At 35.2% G+C, this 15,664-nt stretch carries 15 protein-coding genes; 11 read left to right on the top strand and 4 right to left on the bottom strand.

Features of this window, described 5'->3' with window-relative positions:
* The first annotated feature begins 8 nt into the window (after positions 1 to 8).
* Complete coding sequence (locus tag ACH2AZ_RS02255; protein WP_394906459.1) at positions 9 to 2,885, top strand: carboxypeptidase-like regulatory domain-containing protein; 2,877 nt, start codon at positions 9 to 11, stop codon at positions 2,883 to 2,885.
* Between the two features lie 20 nt (positions 2,886 to 2,905).
* Complete coding sequence (locus tag ACH2AZ_RS02250) at positions 2,906 to 4,312, top strand: DUF5689 domain-containing protein (RefSeq protein WP_394906458.1); 1,407 nt, start codon at positions 2,906 to 2,908, stop codon at positions 4,310 to 4,312.
* A 50-nt stretch (positions 4,313 to 4,362) separates the two neighbouring features.
* Here ACH2AZ_RS02250 and hflX read toward each other — a convergent pair whose 3' ends face one another.
* Both hflX and ACH2AZ_RS02240 read right to left on the bottom strand, forming a co-directional pair.
* Positions 4,363 to 5,586: a GTPase HflX gene (gene hflX / locus ACH2AZ_RS02245; RefSeq protein ID WP_394906457.1), complete on the bottom strand. Its 1,224-nt coding sequence runs from the start codon at positions 5,584 to 5,586 to the stop codon at positions 4,363 to 4,365.
* A 179-nt stretch (positions 5,587 to 5,765) separates the two neighbouring features.
* Positions 5,766 to 6,122 carry a toxin-antitoxin system YwqK family antitoxin gene (locus ACH2AZ_RS02240; RefSeq protein ID WP_394906456.1) on the bottom strand — a complete coding sequence of 119 codons (357 nt, stop codon included), beginning with the start codon at positions 6,120 to 6,122 and terminating at the stop codon, positions 5,766 to 5,768.
* Between the two features lie 211 nt (positions 6,123 to 6,333).
* Between ACH2AZ_RS02240 and aspS the strand changes: the two genes are divergently transcribed.
* From aspS to ACH2AZ_RS02200, 8 genes are all read left to right on the top strand, one after another.
* Positions 6,334 to 8,082, top strand: a complete 1,749-nt coding sequence (gene aspS / locus ACH2AZ_RS02235; RefSeq protein WP_394906455.1) for an aspartate--tRNA ligase — start codon at positions 6,334 to 6,336, stop codon at positions 8,080 to 8,082.
* A 64-nt stretch (positions 8,083 to 8,146) separates the two neighbouring features.
* Positions 8,147 to 9,916, top strand: a complete 1,770-nt coding sequence (locus ACH2AZ_RS02230; RefSeq protein ID WP_394906454.1) for a chloride channel protein — start codon at positions 8,147 to 8,149, stop codon at positions 9,914 to 9,916.
* A 7-nt stretch (positions 9,917 to 9,923) separates the two neighbouring features.
* Positions 9,924 to 10,205, top strand: coding sequence for a hypothetical protein (locus tag ACH2AZ_RS02225; protein ID WP_394906453.1), 282 nt, complete (start codon positions 9,924 to 9,926; stop codon positions 10,203 to 10,205).
* Positions 10,206 to 10,266: 61 nt separating this feature from the next.
* Positions 10,267 to 10,461 (top strand): cold-shock protein, encoded by a 195-nt coding sequence (locus tag ACH2AZ_RS02220; RefSeq protein WP_147862006.1) that lies wholly within the window; start codon positions 10,267 to 10,269, stop codon positions 10,459 to 10,461.
* A gap of 90 nt (positions 10,462 to 10,551) precedes the next feature.
* Positions 10,552 to 10,902: a hypothetical protein gene (locus tag ACH2AZ_RS02215; protein WP_394906452.1), complete on the top strand. Its 351-nt coding sequence runs from the start codon at positions 10,552 to 10,554 to the stop codon at positions 10,900 to 10,902.
* A 1-nt stretch (position 10,903) separates the two neighbouring features.
* Positions 10,904 to 13,189: a M20/M25/M40 family metallo-hydrolase gene (locus tag ACH2AZ_RS02210; protein ID WP_394906451.1), complete on the top strand. Its 2,286-nt coding sequence runs from the start codon at positions 10,904 to 10,906 to the stop codon at positions 13,187 to 13,189.
* A gap of 4 nt (positions 13,190 to 13,193) precedes the next feature.
* Complete coding sequence (locus ACH2AZ_RS02205) at positions 13,194 to 13,466, top strand: hypothetical protein (protein WP_379047617.1); 273 nt, start codon at positions 13,194 to 13,196, stop codon at positions 13,464 to 13,466.
* Positions 13,463 to 14,275, top strand: a complete 813-nt coding sequence (locus ACH2AZ_RS02200; protein WP_147861693.1) for an NAD-dependent epimerase/dehydratase family protein — start codon at positions 13,463 to 13,465, stop codon at positions 14,273 to 14,275. The genes ACH2AZ_RS02205 and ACH2AZ_RS02200 overlap by 4 nt, the downstream gene beginning before the upstream one ends.
* Here ACH2AZ_RS02200 and ACH2AZ_RS02195 read toward each other — a convergent pair.
* Positions 14,246 to 14,902, bottom strand: coding sequence for a hypothetical protein (locus tag ACH2AZ_RS02195; protein ID WP_394906450.1), 657 nt, complete (start codon positions 14,900 to 14,902; stop codon positions 14,246 to 14,248). The genes ACH2AZ_RS02200 and ACH2AZ_RS02195 overlap by 30 nt on opposite strands.
* Before the next feature lie 51 nt (positions 14,903 to 14,953).
* The gene (locus ACH2AZ_RS02190) at positions 14,954 to 15,313 is read right to left on the bottom strand and encodes a transposase (protein ID WP_394906449.1); all 360 of its coding nucleotides are present in this window, start codon (positions 15,311 to 15,313) and stop codon (positions 14,954 to 14,956) included.
* 64 nt (positions 15,314 to 15,377) lie between these two features.
* On the opposite strand from ACH2AZ_RS02190, the gene ACH2AZ_RS02185 reads away from it, so the two are divergent.
* On the top strand, positions 15,378 to 15,664 hold a 287-nt coding region (locus ACH2AZ_RS02185; protein WP_394906448.1), incomplete at its 3' end, for a transposase.

Here is a 15,664-nt window from a genome sequence, read left to right as displayed (position 1 = left end):
TTAAGAAAATGAAAAAAGGATTATTTCTTTTTGCTTTAATGATTATTTCTTCTAGTCTATGGGCGCAAACCATAGTTAAGGGGAAAGTTGTTGACGCAATTACCAATGAAGAATTACCCGATGTAGAAGTAAGTGTTGAAGAAACCACACTTAGTTTAAAAACCAATGCAAAGGGAGAATTTATTTTTGACCGTTTTGATTTGCCCTTGGGCGAGCAGGTTATCTCTTTTGTAAAAGAGGGCTACATCAGTAAACGTTTTCCCGTAATCATTAATGAAAACGCTACCTTAGATCTTGAAACCATAAGTTTAAAGGTAGATGTAAATGAGGAAAATTTGCAAATAGGTGTAATTTCACTTAGCGCAAGTGAGTTAGATGAAGACGAAAGTTCAGCTTCAAACTTATCGGGACTTTTACAAGCTTCTCGAGATACTTATCTTAATGCTGCTGCTTTTGATTTTAGTGCAACCTTTTTTAGACCTAGAGGTTTTGATAATGAAAATGGTAAAGTACTAATAAATGGTATCGAAATGAACAAGCAATTTGACGGTAGACCGCAATGGTCTAGCTGGGGCGGATTGAATGATGTACAGCGAAACCAAATTTTCACCATGGGCCTAGAGGCTAATGAATATACTTTTGGTGGTGTTGCTGGTACAACCAATATGATTATGCGCGCTTCACAATACAGAAAAGGAGGACGTGTTTCTTATGCTGCTTCAAACCGTTCCTACCAAGGCAGAGTGATGGCAAGCTACAGCTCTGGTCTTTTAAATAATGGTTGGTCTTATACTTTTTTAGCTTCACGCCGATTTGGTGAGGAAGGCTTTAAAGACGGTACACTTTATGACGCTAATTCATTTTTTGCTGCAGTTGAAAAACAAATTAATCCCAATCATAGCCTAAATTTAACTGCTTTTTTTACGCCTAATAGACGAGGAAAAGCAACGGCTATTACGCAAGAGGTTAAAGACCTAAAAGGTATTGAATACAATCCTTTATGGGGAAATCAAGATGGAGAAATTAGAAATTCTAGAGTTAAAGAAATAGAAGAGCCCGTTGTTATGTTAAATCACTTTTGGGACATTTCAGATAAATCTAGATTAAATACCAACGTGGCTTTTCAAACCGGTAAAATTGCCAACTCGAGAATTGATAACGGAGGTACGCGTATCGTCGAAAGTAGCGATGGGCAAATAAGCTATGTTGGCGGAAGCAATAACCCTACACCAGAATATTACCAAAATCTACCCAGTTATCATTTGCGTTTTCCTAACCCAGAAGCAAAAGATTATCAAGCTGCATACTTAGCTAGAGAGGCCTTTGTAAATGACGGACAGCTTAATTGGAACCGCTTATATGAGGCCAATGCTATAGCTAGGGCAAAGGGTGGAAATTCTATTTATATTATCCAAAACGACAGACAAGATGATACCCAGTTTACGGCAAATACCATTTTTACCTCAGACGTGAACCAGAATATTACTTTAAACGCCTCTTTAAATTACAGAGGTTTACTCAGTGAGAACTATGCCGAAGTTAAAGATTTATTGGGAGGTACTGGCTATTTAGATGTTGACTTCTTTGCCGAAGAGCCTCAAAATATCGAAACTTCAGGAATCAATGATTTGGCGCAAAGTGATGTCAACAATCCTAATAGAATTGCTAGAGAAGGAGACCGCTATAAATACAATTATGATATTAGAGCTAATGTTGCTACTGCATTTGCACAAGCCCAGTTCAAGTACAAAAGGGTAGATGGCTATATCGCCGGAAACGTTTCAAATACAACTTACCAACGGGATGGTAAGTATAAAAACGGTTACTTTTTAGATAATAGTTTTGGTAAAAGTGAGAAATTAGATTTCACTAATTTTGGCGCAAAAGCCGGAGCTACTTATAAAGTTTCAGGTCGTCATTTAGTTAGCGCTAATACAGGATATTACACCACAGCTCCTAGTATAAGAAACTCTTTTAGTAATGCTAGACAAAATAATAATGTTGTAACCGGGCTAGAATCAGAGAAAATTACTTCAGCAGACTTGAGTTATATTTATAGAACTCCAAAAGTGAAAGCAAGATTAACTGGTTTTTATACTGGTTTTCAAGACGGTACAGATATTGGTTTCTACTTTACGCAAGATCTTTCTGGTTTTGGTATAGATGAAGGAGACGCTTTTGTGCAAGAAGTGGTTACCGGTATTGATAGAAGAAATATGGGAGCAGAGTTTGGTATAGAAGCCCAAGTTACCCCTACCATTAAGCTTAAGGCTGCGGGATCATACGGTCAATATGTCTATACTAATAATCCAGATCTATATTTAACCAGTGATGACTTTAATCCTGCTATGCCAAATGTAAACGAAAAAGGTGAAGTTCGCTTTGGTGATGGCAAGACAAATTTAAAAGACTATCACGTTGCTGGAGGACCAGAAAAAGCTTTTCAAGTAGGTTTTGAATATAGAGATCCAGACTACTGGTGGATTGGTGTAACGGCAAATTACTTTGACGATGCTTACATTGACATCTCTTCATTGAACAGATCGGCTAACTTCGATTTAGATTATGACGGCTTACCTAGAAATGACTATGATCCTGCCAAAGCAAAACAATTGCTAGCCCAAGAAAACTTTGGCGATTACACTTTAGTAAACATCGTTGGTGGTAAATCTTGGAAAATAAATCAATATTTTGTTGGTTTCTTTGCGACCATAAATAACGTTTTTGATACAGAATATAAAACGGGTGGTTTTGAGCAATCTAGAAATTCTAACTTTACCAATTTAGCCGAAGATAAAGGCCGTGAAAACGGACCAATTTTTGGTAACCGCTACTTCTTTGGTTACGGAACAACCTATTATTTAAATTTATACTTAAGATTTTAATTAGAAAATACAACACGATTATGAAAACCATACCATTCACAAAATTCTTATTCCTTTCGCTAATTTTAGCAGGATTTGCCACTTCTTGTGTGCAAGATGATGATTACGATGTGCCTAATACAGATGTTAAAGATATTGAGATTCCTGGTACAATCGTTTCTATTGAGTCTGTTCTAGGTGAGTTTGCTCAAAACGATAGCGAGCAATTTACTTTTTCAGAAACCAACCAATATTTAGAAGGTTACGTGATTTCTTCAGACGAAGCAGGTAACTTTTTTAGAGAGATTATTTTACAGAACAAACCAGAAAACCCAACAGCGGGTATTAAAGTTGCTTTATTTGTAAACTCTTTATTTACCCGTTATCAAGTAGGACAAAAGATTTATGTTGGCCTTGACGGATTTACTATAGGGGTTTCTAACGGTGTGGTAACCTTAGGAGTGCCCGATGGTAATTTTATTGATGAAGCACCTGCTCAGTTTGAAAAGCAAATCATAAGAAGTACAGAAATAGCCGAAATAGTTCCGTTACCTATCAGTATAAATCAGTTTTCTGATGCTTATGAGAACTTATTCATCCAATTGGATAATGTGCAGTTTACCAAAGCACAAATAGATGCAAATTTAAGTTTTGCTTCTGAATCTGAAGATAGTTTTGATGGCGAGCGTATTCTAGAGAGTTGTACAGCTGATGCTACAACCACTTTAAGTACAAGTACTTTTGCCGATTTTAAAGGCTTAAAATTACCTAAGGGCAGTGGTACCTTAAACGGAGTGTTATCTAGGGATTATCGCGATGAAAAATATATTATCGCTATAAATTCACCGGCCGATTATAATATGAATGCAGAACGTTGCGATCCGCTTACTTATGATTGTGGTATCGCAGCTACTCAAGGAAGTCAAAATATTTTAAATGAAGATTTTGAAGCTCAGGCAAACGGTCCTGCAAATATAAGTGGATGGGTAAACTATGCAGAAGCAGGTTCGCGTTCTTGGGAGGTTTTTACCGATAGCGAAAATGTACCTTCAATGGGTAAAGCTGTTAGAATGCAAGCATTTAACTCAGGTGACCAAAGCAATATTGCATGGTTAATTACACCACAAATAGACTTCGATACACAAGACAACGAAACGCTTATGTTTGATACTTCAAATAGTTTTTCAGACGATAGTAACCTAAGAGTGGTGTTGTCTACTAACTGGGATGGCGACGTAAATACTATTAATGACGCCGATTGGGGCGAATTGTCTGCGGCCACAGTTGTTGATGATGGTGAATTTTACAAAAATGTAGTGAGTTCTGGAGTTGTTGATCTTTCTTGTATAGAAGGGAAAGCCTATATTGCCTTCAAATATATTGGAAGCACTCAACAAGCTCAAGATGGGACATACGAGCTAAACAACATTACGGTAGATTTTGAATAATTAAAATTGCTACAAGTAGGTAAAAAAAAGCGGCCATTTGGCCGCTTTTTTTATTGCTCTTCTCCGGTATACGCATCATATTCAGGATACAAGAAATTGTTATATGGGAATCGAGTGATATGAATTTCACGAACAGCCTCGTAGACCTTTTTTCTAAACTCCTCTATATTTTCTTTATTTATAGCTGAAATAAAGAGTACATCATCACCCACTTTATTCATCCATGTTCGTTTCCATTCTGCAAGAGAATAATGAGCCTTAGTTTTTTCGGTTATTAAATCATCTTCATCAATGGTTTCTGGTTCATAGGCATCAATCTTATTAAAGACCATAATAGTAGGTTTGTCTTTGCCTTCAATCTCACTTAAAATTTGATTTACCGATTCAATATGATCCTCAAAGTTAGGATGCGATATATCGACAACATGCAATAACAAATCTGCCTCACGCACTTCGTCTAGAGTAGACTTAAAAGATTCAACCAATTGGGTGGGTAGTTTTCTTATAAATCCAACAGTATCGGTTAATAAGAAAGGAAGATTGCGTATTACTACTTTACGTACCGTAGTATCTAAAGTTGCAAACAATTTGTTCTCTGCGAAAACATCACTTTTGCTAATTACATTCATTAATGTTGATTTGCCTACATTGGTATACCCAACTAAAGCAGCACGAACCAGCTGTCCACGATTGCCACGTTGCACAGACATCTGTTTGTCTATGGTCTTAAGCTTGTCTTTTAATTGCGATATTTTATCGCGCACTATACGTCTATCGGTCTCTATTTCGGTTTCACCGGGTCCGCGCATTCCAATACCTCCTCGCTGTCTTTCTAAGTGTGTCCACAATCCCGCTAGTCGAGGCAACAAATATTCATATTGTGCCAATTCTACCTGCGTACGGGCATAACTGGTTTTCGCACGTTGGGCAAAAATATCAAGAATAAGATAAGTACGATCGACCACCTTACATTTTAAAATTTTCTCAATGTTTTTCTGTTGAGCTGGGCTCAATTCATCATCAAAAATAGCTGTTCCTATATCATTGGCATCTACAAATTGTTTTACTTCTTCCATCTTGCCGGTCCCAATAAACGTTTTTGGATTAGGAACATCTAATTTTTGGGTAAAGCGTTTTAATACTTCTCCGCCAGCCGTGTAAGTCAAAAACTCTAATTCATCAAGATACTCTCGGGATTTTTCTTCGTCTTGATGCTGCGTAATAATCCCAATAAGCACAGATTTTTCATATTCAATATTTTCTTTTTCTAACATAAATCTATTTTCTTAATTCAAAAATACAAAAAGCCAGCTTCCAATCATTAATTTTCTTCACAATACACGTCTATACCGTTTTCATAGTGCGTAAGGATGCATTGGCCTATACCTTTTGTTTTAAATTAGAAAAGACCGTGCCTAAAAAAAAGCTACCAATATTGGCAGCCTTAAATTATTTATTCTTTAGATGGAATGTAGACGATTTTTCTATCTTTCCACTGGCTCACTTCTGCAATCCTATTGTCGGTATAATTTATTTGTGTTAAACTCTGGTCTTGATAGTAAAACCATTGCCCAACTTTCTTGCCTTTTTCATAATGGGCGATCGCCATTTTAGATCCATCTGGCGCATACATAACCCATTGCCCATGTAGTTTTCCATTTTTATAAGTCCCTTCTTGTTTTACTGCTCCATCTTCATAATAAAATGTACCTTTTATCACGGTATCCTCTTGTTCGAAATCTGGAGATATTTTTTGCGCAAAAAGTGTTGTTCCTGCCAAGAGAAACGTACCTAAAATTAAATTTTTCATCTGTATTTCTTTTATAACTTATTATCTAAGATAATCATAATTTACAATAAATAAACCATTTGGTAACATAAACTTAACATTGGGTGTTTAAAATGCTGTAATTCATAAGGTTGAACTTTTATGTTATTTTAATCTACATACATTTTTATTTTCTAAATTGGTAGCATGAGATTAAGTTACTTCTTATTTTTGTCAAAAATTTCGGCAAAAAATGTACAGAACACATACAAACGAGTCTTTACGGATTCAAGATAAAGGTCAACAGGTTACACTATCTGGTTGGGTGCAAAAAGTAAGAGATAAAGGATTTATGATATGGGTTGATTTGCGAGATCGCTACGGAATTACCCAGCTAATCTTTGACGAAGAACGCACTCCAGAATCTGTAATGGATTTGGCTAAAACCTTAGGGCGTGAATTTGTAGTTCAAATTAAAGGTCAAGTAATTGAGCGAGAATCTAAAAACCCAAACCTGCCAACCGGAGAAATAGAGATTCTCGTGCAGGAGTTAGAGGTGTTAAATGCCGCAAAAACACCACCTTTTACCATTGAAGATGAAACCGATGGCGGGGAAGACTTACGCATGAAATTTCGATACCTTGATATTAGACGAAATCCTGTTAAAAATAAGCTAGTTTTTCGTCACCAAGTAAGTATGGCAGTTAGAAACTTTCTGGCAAACCAAGGTTTTATCGAGGTAGAAACACCTTATTTAATTAAGTCAACACCAGAAGGCGCCAGAGATTTTGTAGTGCCCAGTCGTATGAATGAAGGTGAATTTTACGCACTACCACAAAGTCCGCAAACTTTTAAGCAACTGCTAATGGTGGGTGGCTTAGACAAATATTTTCAAATCGTAAAATGTTTTAGGGACGAAGACTTGCGCGCAGATCGGCAGCCAGAATTTACACAAATTGATTGTGAAATGGCTTTTGTAGAGCAGGAGGATGTTCTTAATATATTCGAATCGCTTACTAAGCACCTGTTAAAAGAAATCAACGGGGTAGACGTTGAGAAATTTCCTAGAATCACCTATGATGAAGCCATGCGCTTATATGGTAATGATAAGCCAGATATTCGGTTTGGAATGCAGTTTGGCGAATTGAATGACGTAGCTAAACATAAAGCGTTTAAAGTATTTAATGATGCCGAATTAGTAGTGGGTATTGCTGTACCAGGTGCCGCCGATTATAGTCGCAAAGAAATTGACAAATTGATTAAATGGGTGCAAAGGCCACAATTAGGAGCACAAGGAATGGTTTACGTAAAATATAATAAAGATGGTAGTTTTAAGTCTTCTGTAGATAAGTTTTACGATGCATCGGATTTAGAAGCTTGGGCCAAGAAAACGCAGGCTAAACCAGGCGATCTAATATGTATATTGTCTGGAGAAACAGCAAAAGTACGTGCGCAACTCAGTGCCTTACGTATGGAAATGGCCGAACGCTTAGGTCTTAGAAAACCCGATGAATTTGCACCGCTATGGGTAATCGATTTTCCTTTGCTTGAATGGGATGAAGAAACCAAACGTTACCACGCCATGCACCATCCTTTCACAGCCCCAAAACCGGGCCAATTAGCTTTATTAGCAACAGACCCAGGAGCCGTAAAAGCCAATGCCTATGATCTGGTGCTCAACGGGAATGAAATAGGAGGAGGTTCAATACGAATTTTCGATAAAGAAACACAATCTAAAATGTTTGACTATTTAGGCTTTACCCCTGAAGAAGCTCAGGCACAATTTGGATTCTTAATGGAGGCTTTTCAATATGGAGCCCCACCGCACGGTGGTTTAGCTTTTGGCTTAGATAGATTGGTGGCAATTCTAGGTGGGCAAGAAAGTATAAGAGACTTTATTGCTTTTCCTAAAAACAATGCCGGTCGAGATGTAATGATAGATGCCCCGGCGCCCTTAGATGAAGAACAACTAAAAGAGTTAAACCTAAAAGTAACCCTATAAAAAAAATCCTGCGAAAGCAGGTTTTTTTTGCTATTTTAGGTAAGGCCGTTAAATTGTTTAAACCATGCCAAGTAATAAGAAATTCTTTAAGCGCTTTTTAAAATGGCGATATAAAAATATTTCAGATAAGAATTTTATCAACTTCTTGGCTATACTGATTGGTTTGGCGGCAGGGTTTTCTGCTGTAATACTTAAGAATTTAACGCATTTTATATCTGCAATCTTTGAAGATGGAGTAGTGGCTAGTTACCATCGTTATTGGTATTTTATTTTTCCTTTGATAGGTCTTTTACTTACCTTTTTAGTAAAAAAAATAGTAATCAAGACCAAAGTAGCGCACGGAATACCCATGGCTTTGTTTGCTATGAGCAAAAAGGAGGGTAAAGTAAATCGATCTAATTTATTTACTTCTTTAATTACCGCACCGTTAACAGTAGGTTTTGGTGGTTCTGTTGGGTTAGAAGGTCCATCTGTTGCAACGGGAGCTGCTTTTGGTTCTGGCATAAGTGACCTTTTTCATATGAAAGCTCAAACCAGAAAACTTTTGTTGGTGTGTGCCGCAGCTGGATCGCTTTCAGCTATTTTTAAGGCGCCTATTGCGGCTATTCTATTTGCTTTAGAAGTTTTTAGTCTAGAATTGACCTTTACTTCTATGTTACCCTTACTCATTGCATCGGTTTCGGCGGTTCTTACAAGATTGTTACTCATAGGAGAGCAGTATATCGTAAACCTCAATGAGATTCAAAATTTTGAAATAAGTAACTTACTTTTTTATATTTTTTTAGGCCTTTTTGCCGGAATGGTTTCCATCTATTTTACAATGGTTTATTTTAAAACCGAGAATCAATTCCGTAAAGTACAAAAACCAATATTTCGCGTTATCCTAGCCGGTATAATTTTGGGCGTTTTAACCTATTTGGTTCCACCTTTATATGGTGAAGGTTTTGAGTTTATGAATAATATCATTAGTCAGGATTATGAAACGGCTTTAGACAGCTTTCTTTTTCCAGACCAACAGTCTACTTGGGTGGTATTAAGTTTAATGGCAGGTTTGATATTCTTAAAACCATTAGCAACCGCCGTAACCTTAAGTGGTGGAGGGGTAGGAGGAGTCTTTGCTCCCGTATTGTTTTTAGGAACGGTTTTGGGTAGTTTTTACGTTAATTTCTGCAAACAATTAGGTTTTATCTTACCTAGCAATAATTTTGCTATGTTGGGTATGGCCGGACTTATGGCAGGGGTCTTGCAAGCACCCTTAACAGCAATGTTTTTAATAGCCGAAGTCACTGGCGGTTATCAATTATTTATACCCTTGATGCTTGTTGTGGGTACCGCCTTTATGATTTCAAAATCTTATCAAGAAAGTAATATTTACACTAAAGAACTAAAAGAAAAGAACGCACTGCTAACTTTAGATAAAGATCAATCGGTTTTAACTTTATTGAATTTGGATTCGATTATAGAAACTAATTTCATTATCTTAAAACCTGGGATGACTTTAAAAGATATGCTATTTAAGGCCGTGGTAAAGTCAAAAAGAAACTTGTATCCAGTGGTCGATGAGGATGAGAAATTGATAGGTGTAATTACATTAGATGATATTAGAGATATTATGTTTGACCAAGACAAATATGAATCTGTTTTAGTTGAGTTTTTGATGCACGACCCGCCAGATTTTATAGACTATGAGCAAGATCATATGCAACAAATTATGTTGAAATTTCAAAACAGTGCTGCGTGGAATCTCCCTGTTCTTAAACAGGGAAAATATGTAGGTTTTGTTTCTAAATCTAAACTTTTAACGGCTTACCGCCGAAAATTAATCACTTATTAATAATCCAATGAAAACAGCAATTAAACTCTTATTTATTTTAATGGTTTCGGGCTTAGCAGCAGGCTTAATTATGCAGCAAAATGAAATAAATGAAAAATTGGCAAATGTTCTAATAGGTTCTTCGCTAGTTTTAGGAATATTTATTGTAATGCCACTTTTTTTGTACCAAAGATCAAAAAGTAGGAGTCTAAAAGATTATATGCTAACCCCTGAAAATATTAAAAAAATGAAAGAAAAAAGGGTTGATGATTTAAAATTCTATAAAAAAAAAGAAAATAATTTGGATTAAAAAAATTGGTTTGTCAATTTATATTGTACTTTTGTGCATTATTAATTATTTTATTTTTACAATGGAAGGTACAGTTAAATTTTTCAACGAATCAAAAGGTTATGGTTTTATTACAAACGAAGATACAGGTAGAGATATCTTTGTGCACGTAACTGGTTTAGAAGGTGACTCTTTGAACGAAGGGGACCGTGTAGAGTACGTTGAAAGTGAAGGAAGAAAAGGAATGACTGCGACAGAAGTTCGCGTGATTGAATAATATTTATTATTTTAAGTTTTCTTAAAGCACCATTTTTATGGTGCTTTTTTTATGCGTTGTTTTTGCTTTAAAAATTAGTATATTTAAACTATGCAAAAACAATGTGTAGAGTGTGGTGAGGCCATGCGCGGCCGCGCAGATAAAAAATTTTGTGGTGATTACTGCAGAAACGCCTATAATAACCGACTTAATAAAGACGCTAATAACCTTATGCGTAATGTGAACAATAGATTGCGCAAGAACTACCGTATACTGCAGCGCTTAAATCCCGAAAAGAAATCTAAAACTACTAAGCACAAACTAGAAAACTTAGGTTTTGATTTTACTTATTTTACCAGTATTTACACCACAAAGAAAGGAACGGTTTATTATTTTGTCTATGATCAAGGTTATTTGCCTCTTGAAAACGATTATTTTGCTTTGGTAAAAAACAACTCTTGATATGAAAAAAAAAATCAGCAGCCTGTTGGTATACTTACTCTTTGTTGGAGTTTGTTTTTATAGTTTTTATAGCCTTACTCCAAAAAATGATAGTCAGCTAGAGCATTTCGATTTAGAGAAGGCTAAACAACATATAAAGATAATTGCTAAAGAGCCGCATAGTATCGGAACTTCTTACCACGGTCAAGTAAAAAAATATATAGTAGAGCAATTACAATCTTTAGGTCTAAGTGTTCATACACAAAAAGATTATGTCTTAAATGAAGTGGGTCAATTTACTGCTCCAGAAAATATAATTACTCGAATAGAGGGTAGTGAACCAGATAGAAAGGCTCTTCTAGTTATGACGCACTATGATAGTGCCGTGCACTCTTCATTTGGCGCTAGTGATGCCGCATCTGGAGTAGCAACAATTTTAGAGGTTTTGAGGAATTTTTTGGCTCAAGAAAATAAGCCTAAAAATGATATCATTATTTTATTTACCGATGCAGAAGAGGTAGGCTTAAACGGAGCTGCCCTATTTGTTGATGATCATCCTTGGGCAGATGAGATTGGGCTAGTGCTCAATTTTGAAGCTAGAGGAAGCGGGGGTCCCTCAAATACTATAATAGAAAGTAATAGTGGTAACAAAACTTTAATAAGTGAGTTCTCAAAGGCTAAAACAAAATACCCATTAGCCAACTCACTAATGTATAGTGTTTATAAAAAACTACCCAACGATACTGATGCAACTGTTTTTAGAGAACAAAAAGATATACCTAGTTTTTTCTTTGCTTTTATTGATGATCATTTTGATTATCACACGGCAAATGACACGGCAAAGAATTTAGATGATACTTCTTTGTTGCATCAAGCTAGTTATTTGGAACAACTTTTACCGCACTTTGCAGAGATTGACTTGGCGACATTACCAAGTGAGGAAGATATGGTTTACTTTGATCTTCCTGTTGTTGATATGGTTTACTTTCCATTTGCTTATATTTTACCCTTATTAATTTTGGGTTGGATAGTATTAATCGCCTTATGCCTTTACGGATTTAGGCAAAAATTAATTTCTTTTGCAGAGGTAGCAAAATCATTCAAGAGCTTACTACTTTTCTTGATATTAGGTCTAGGTTTTTCTTGGCTCATATGGTTTGTTTCTAAACTAATTTACCCCAGTGTTCAAGAAAATTTAAACGGTTTTACTTATAATGGACATTGGTATATTTTGGCTATTAGTGCCCTGAGTTTGGCTTTAGCTCATTTTTTATCTTATCCTAAAAAAAGCTCAAATTTTAATCAGCGCACCAGCACACTTTTACCAGGAATTGTGTTGATTTTATTGATTTGTACTTTAATAGCTTTTATATTACCCGGAGCGTTTTATTTTATTTTTGCATTTTACTTTGCTTTGGCAGCCTTCGGTTTGCGTCTTTTTCAAATTAAAAACCTATTTCTCTTAGCTCTTTTTGGCCTTCCTTCACTTTTAATTTTTGCGCCTTTAGTTCAATTTTTTCCAGTCGGATTAGGGTTAAATGTGCTGCCTGTAAGTGCCTTACTTATATATTTTATCTTTGTCGGGTGGCAAGCTTCGTGGTTAGAATTAGAGTATAAAAAACCGGTAGGTTTTGCTTTTATTTTTATCGGATTGTTGGCTTTAATTGTTATTCATTTAAAAAGTGACTTTAATGAACTACGACCTAAACCCAATAGTTTGCTTTATGTTTTTGATGTAAATGAAAATCAGGCTAACTGGTACAGTTATGACGAGCATCTTGATAGTTTTACTCAGCAAATTTTTGATGCTCAAGATCGCATACAAAAAGCCAGTTTGTTTGATAGTAAATACCAAATGCCTTTTACTTTTGAAAAACAAGCGCCCATTCTCCCATTTAAACCCGCCCAAGTAAGCATAAAAAGTAAAGATTCAAATTCAATCAGTACAAGATATAAACTAACTATTACACCTCAGCGTGACCTTAATCGAATTGAGATTACTAAGCCTAAAGATCTTGAGGTTTTAAGTCTTAAGATAAATGAAAAAACGATTAAAAATTCCGCTTTAGCGTACTATAAAAATAAACGAGAGTCTTTATTAACCTACTATGTGGTGGATAATGATACGTTGAGAATAGAAATTGAATTACCCAAAGACAAGCCGGCTCAATTAACGCTGTTTGAAGCAAGTAACAACCTATTAAGTCAGCAAAAATTTACGATTAAACCACGAAGCACAGACCAAATGCCAAAGCCTTTTATTTTAAATGATGCCATCATAACCCAACAAATTATAGAATTAAAATAAACTTATGTCAAAGGATTTTAAGAAACGAATAGCGCAATGGGAGAAAAAGCGACAGTCGCCCAGATACTATGTTTTTCTTTACGGATTTTTGATCTTTGCCCTTCCAGTATCCACTTTTATTGAATTGGTAAATGCCAATTTTCAAATGAGTGAACTCAATGCATTGCGTTGGTTCTTTTTTTTGCTAACGCATAGCCTTTTTGGTTGTTTGGTAGCTTTTTTTGATTTTAAACGCAAAGACAAAGAGTATTTAGAGTTTAAAAATAAACAAAAATGAAAGAAAAACCGGTAATAGGAATATTAGGTTGTGGCTGGTTAGGCCTTCCCTTGGCTAAAGAACTTTTGCGATTGGGTTATCGAGTAAAAGGTACAACTACTCGAAAAAGTAAAATAAATAAGCTGCGAGATATTGGTATTTCAGCTCACGTTGTGAAACTTACTGAAGATTCAATTATAGGCGAGGTAGATGAGTTTTTACAGGACATTAATTGTCTAATTATAGATGTGCCTCCAGGCTTGCGAAAAAACCCAAAAGAAAATTTTGTAAAAAAAATGAATCACCTTTTTACGGAAGTAGAAAAGAGTGAGGTAAAGCACGTAATTTATGTAAGTTCGACTTCGATTTTTGAAGAGGAAGAAAATTTTCCAACTTACAAAGAAAATGATATTCCTAACGCAACCTCTTCTACCGCTCAACAGTTGATAGAAGTGGAAAATCTTTGGCAAAGCAGCGAGAATTTTATAACGGCAGTTGTTCGTTTTGGAGGTTTGGTAGGAGAAGATAGGCACCCTGTAAAATATTTGGCAGGAAGAGAAAATATGAAGAATCCTGATGCTCCGGTAAATCTTATAGAGCAAAATGATGCAATAAGATTGTTAATTCGATTGGTTGAAAAGTCAACTTCTGGAATTTTTCATGGTGTTTATCCAATTCATCCTTCTAGAGATAAATATTATTCCGCAGCAGCGAAAAAAAGATCTTTAGAAGTGCCTCTTTTTGACTATTCTTCTATATCCAAAGGAAAAAAGATCAGCTCTAAAAAAACGAGTGAAACTTTAAGTTTTGAGTTGAAGTTTAAGCCGTAATTTATACTGTTGCTTATATACTATTTCTGCTATTGCTTTTTTAATTCTTTTCTGAATTTTGTTTTTATTTAACGGACTTCCATTAAGAGTATATCTTTCTACATACTCAATAATTTTATCCTTATTATTAATTACAGAGCAAAATAATACGCCACGATATGAATCACCATAACTACCGGTAATGGATATTAGTAGGGTGTATTTACTTTCAGAAATTAAAATTTCATTGGGTGCTGCAACAATCCATTCTGGGTTTTTGTGTTTCTTAGATAGGATAATTTCTAATGCTTTATTTACGGTTGAATAATCTTTTGACATCAAATTCAACTCATAATATTCGCTTTTAGGTAATTCTAATTTTAGTGTTTCAATTACAAAATTTTTCACCAATTCCCGATCATCATATTTTGGGTGACTTGTTTTATTTACTCTTATGTATATTTCAATAGAAGGAGTAACTACATTTAAACTATCTCTATAAAATTTTTTTGTCTTGGTATTTTCTTCAACTCCTAAAACATAGTCAGGATAGGATTTTGGCTTAGAGGTTCCGCAACTTGTAATGATAATAATTGCGGCTAGTAGAAAAAATGCTTTTTTATATATCATAACGGCAGTCAGTCTCAAAACTACCAATTAATGCTCTTAAAAATACTATTTTTCTGATTTTTATGAAATTTATCGAGGAGTCAATATTTTTTGAAAATGATTTTTAGGGGCGTAAAAACAGTTTAAAATGAGTGCTAGTTGCATTTCTAGGTGATAAATAGTGGTTTTGACATTGGTGAAGCACAATTTCTTCTGCTTAATTAACTTCAAGATCCTTTTCAAGTTATAAGCTAACATCATTAGCCCTAAATCTGCACTGGCTGCCTTTATTCCTTTTTTGGTCATAATATGGTCAAATCCCCATTGCCTTTTTAATGTGCCATAAGGATGTTCTACCAAGGCCTGTCGTTTTTTATAAAGGCGCTCGTTTTTATAAACGCGTTGCGCATTGTTTTGAATATTCTGCGTGAACTGGCTTCGTTGTATCACTTTTCCATTTTGAACTTTCCTGAAATAGGTTGACTAAAAATTAAACCCTTAATTATAGTCACTTATGAAAATAAAAAAAGACCACTGGCGAAAAAAAAGCTATCAAAAAGTCAATCTAGAAACCAAACTTTTAGTCGTTGACCAAATTCTAACCGGACACATCTCTAGCACGCAAGCTTCCAAAAAATATGATGTTCCTAGAACAACTATTACCTATTGGTTAAGAAAATACAGTACCTTAGTACAACAAAGTAATGGTATGAGTAAAAACGATGAAATTAAAAAGTTAAAGGAAAAGATTGAGGAACTGGAGTTTCAGAAAGACTTTCAGCAAGACATTATTGCTGATAT

This window comes from uncultured Mesonia sp., assembly GCA_947499595.1.
In the GTDB taxonomy this organism is placed as follows: Bacteria; Bacteroidota; Bacteroidia; order Flavobacteriales; family Flavobacteriaceae; genus Mesonia; species Mesonia sediminis.
Note: the sequence above shows the minus strand (reverse complement) of the source record. Positions and strands in the feature narration are given on the sequence as shown.

Excerpts from the sequence above, each read along its gene's own strand:
- ACH2AZ_RS02255 (WP_394906459.1), top strand. The coding sequence starts at position 9 with ATGAAAAAAGGATTATTTCTTTTTGCTTTAATGATTATTTCTTCTAGT.
- ACH2AZ_RS02250 (WP_394906458.1), top strand. The coding sequence starts at position 2,906 with ATGAAAACCATACCATTCACAAAATTCTTATTCCTTTCGCTAATTTTA.
- hflX (WP_394906457.1), bottom strand. The coding sequence starts at position 5,586 with ATGTTAGAAAAAGAAAATATTGAATATGAAAAATCTGTGCTTATTGGG.
- ACH2AZ_RS02240 (WP_394906456.1), bottom strand. The coding sequence starts at position 6,122 with ATGAAAAATTTAATTTTAGGTACGTTTCTCTTGGCAGGAACAACACTT.
- aspS (WP_394906455.1), top strand. The coding sequence starts at position 6,334 with ATGTACAGAACACATACAAACGAGTCTTTACGGATTCAAGATAAAGGT.
- ACH2AZ_RS02230 (WP_394906454.1), top strand. The coding sequence starts at position 8,147 with ATGCCAAGTAATAAGAAATTCTTTAAGCGCTTTTTAAAATGGCGATAT.
- ACH2AZ_RS02225 (WP_394906453.1), top strand. The coding sequence starts at position 9,924 with ATGAAAACAGCAATTAAACTCTTATTTATTTTAATGGTTTCGGGCTTA.
- ACH2AZ_RS02220 (WP_147862006.1), top strand. The coding sequence starts at position 10,267 with ATGGAAGGTACAGTTAAATTTTTCAACGAATCAAAAGGTTATGGTTTT.
- ACH2AZ_RS02215 (WP_394906452.1), top strand. The coding sequence starts at position 10,552 with ATGCAAAAACAATGTGTAGAGTGTGGTGAGGCCATGCGCGGCCGCGCA.
- ACH2AZ_RS02210 (WP_394906451.1), top strand. The coding sequence starts at position 10,904 with ATGAAAAAAAAAATCAGCAGCCTGTTGGTATACTTACTCTTTGTTGGA.
- ACH2AZ_RS02205 (WP_379047617.1), top strand. The coding sequence starts at position 13,194 with ATGTCAAAGGATTTTAAGAAACGAATAGCGCAATGGGAGAAAAAGCGA.
- ACH2AZ_RS02200 (WP_147861693.1), top strand. The coding sequence starts at position 13,463 with ATGAAAGAAAAACCGGTAATAGGAATATTAGGTTGTGGCTGGTTAGGC.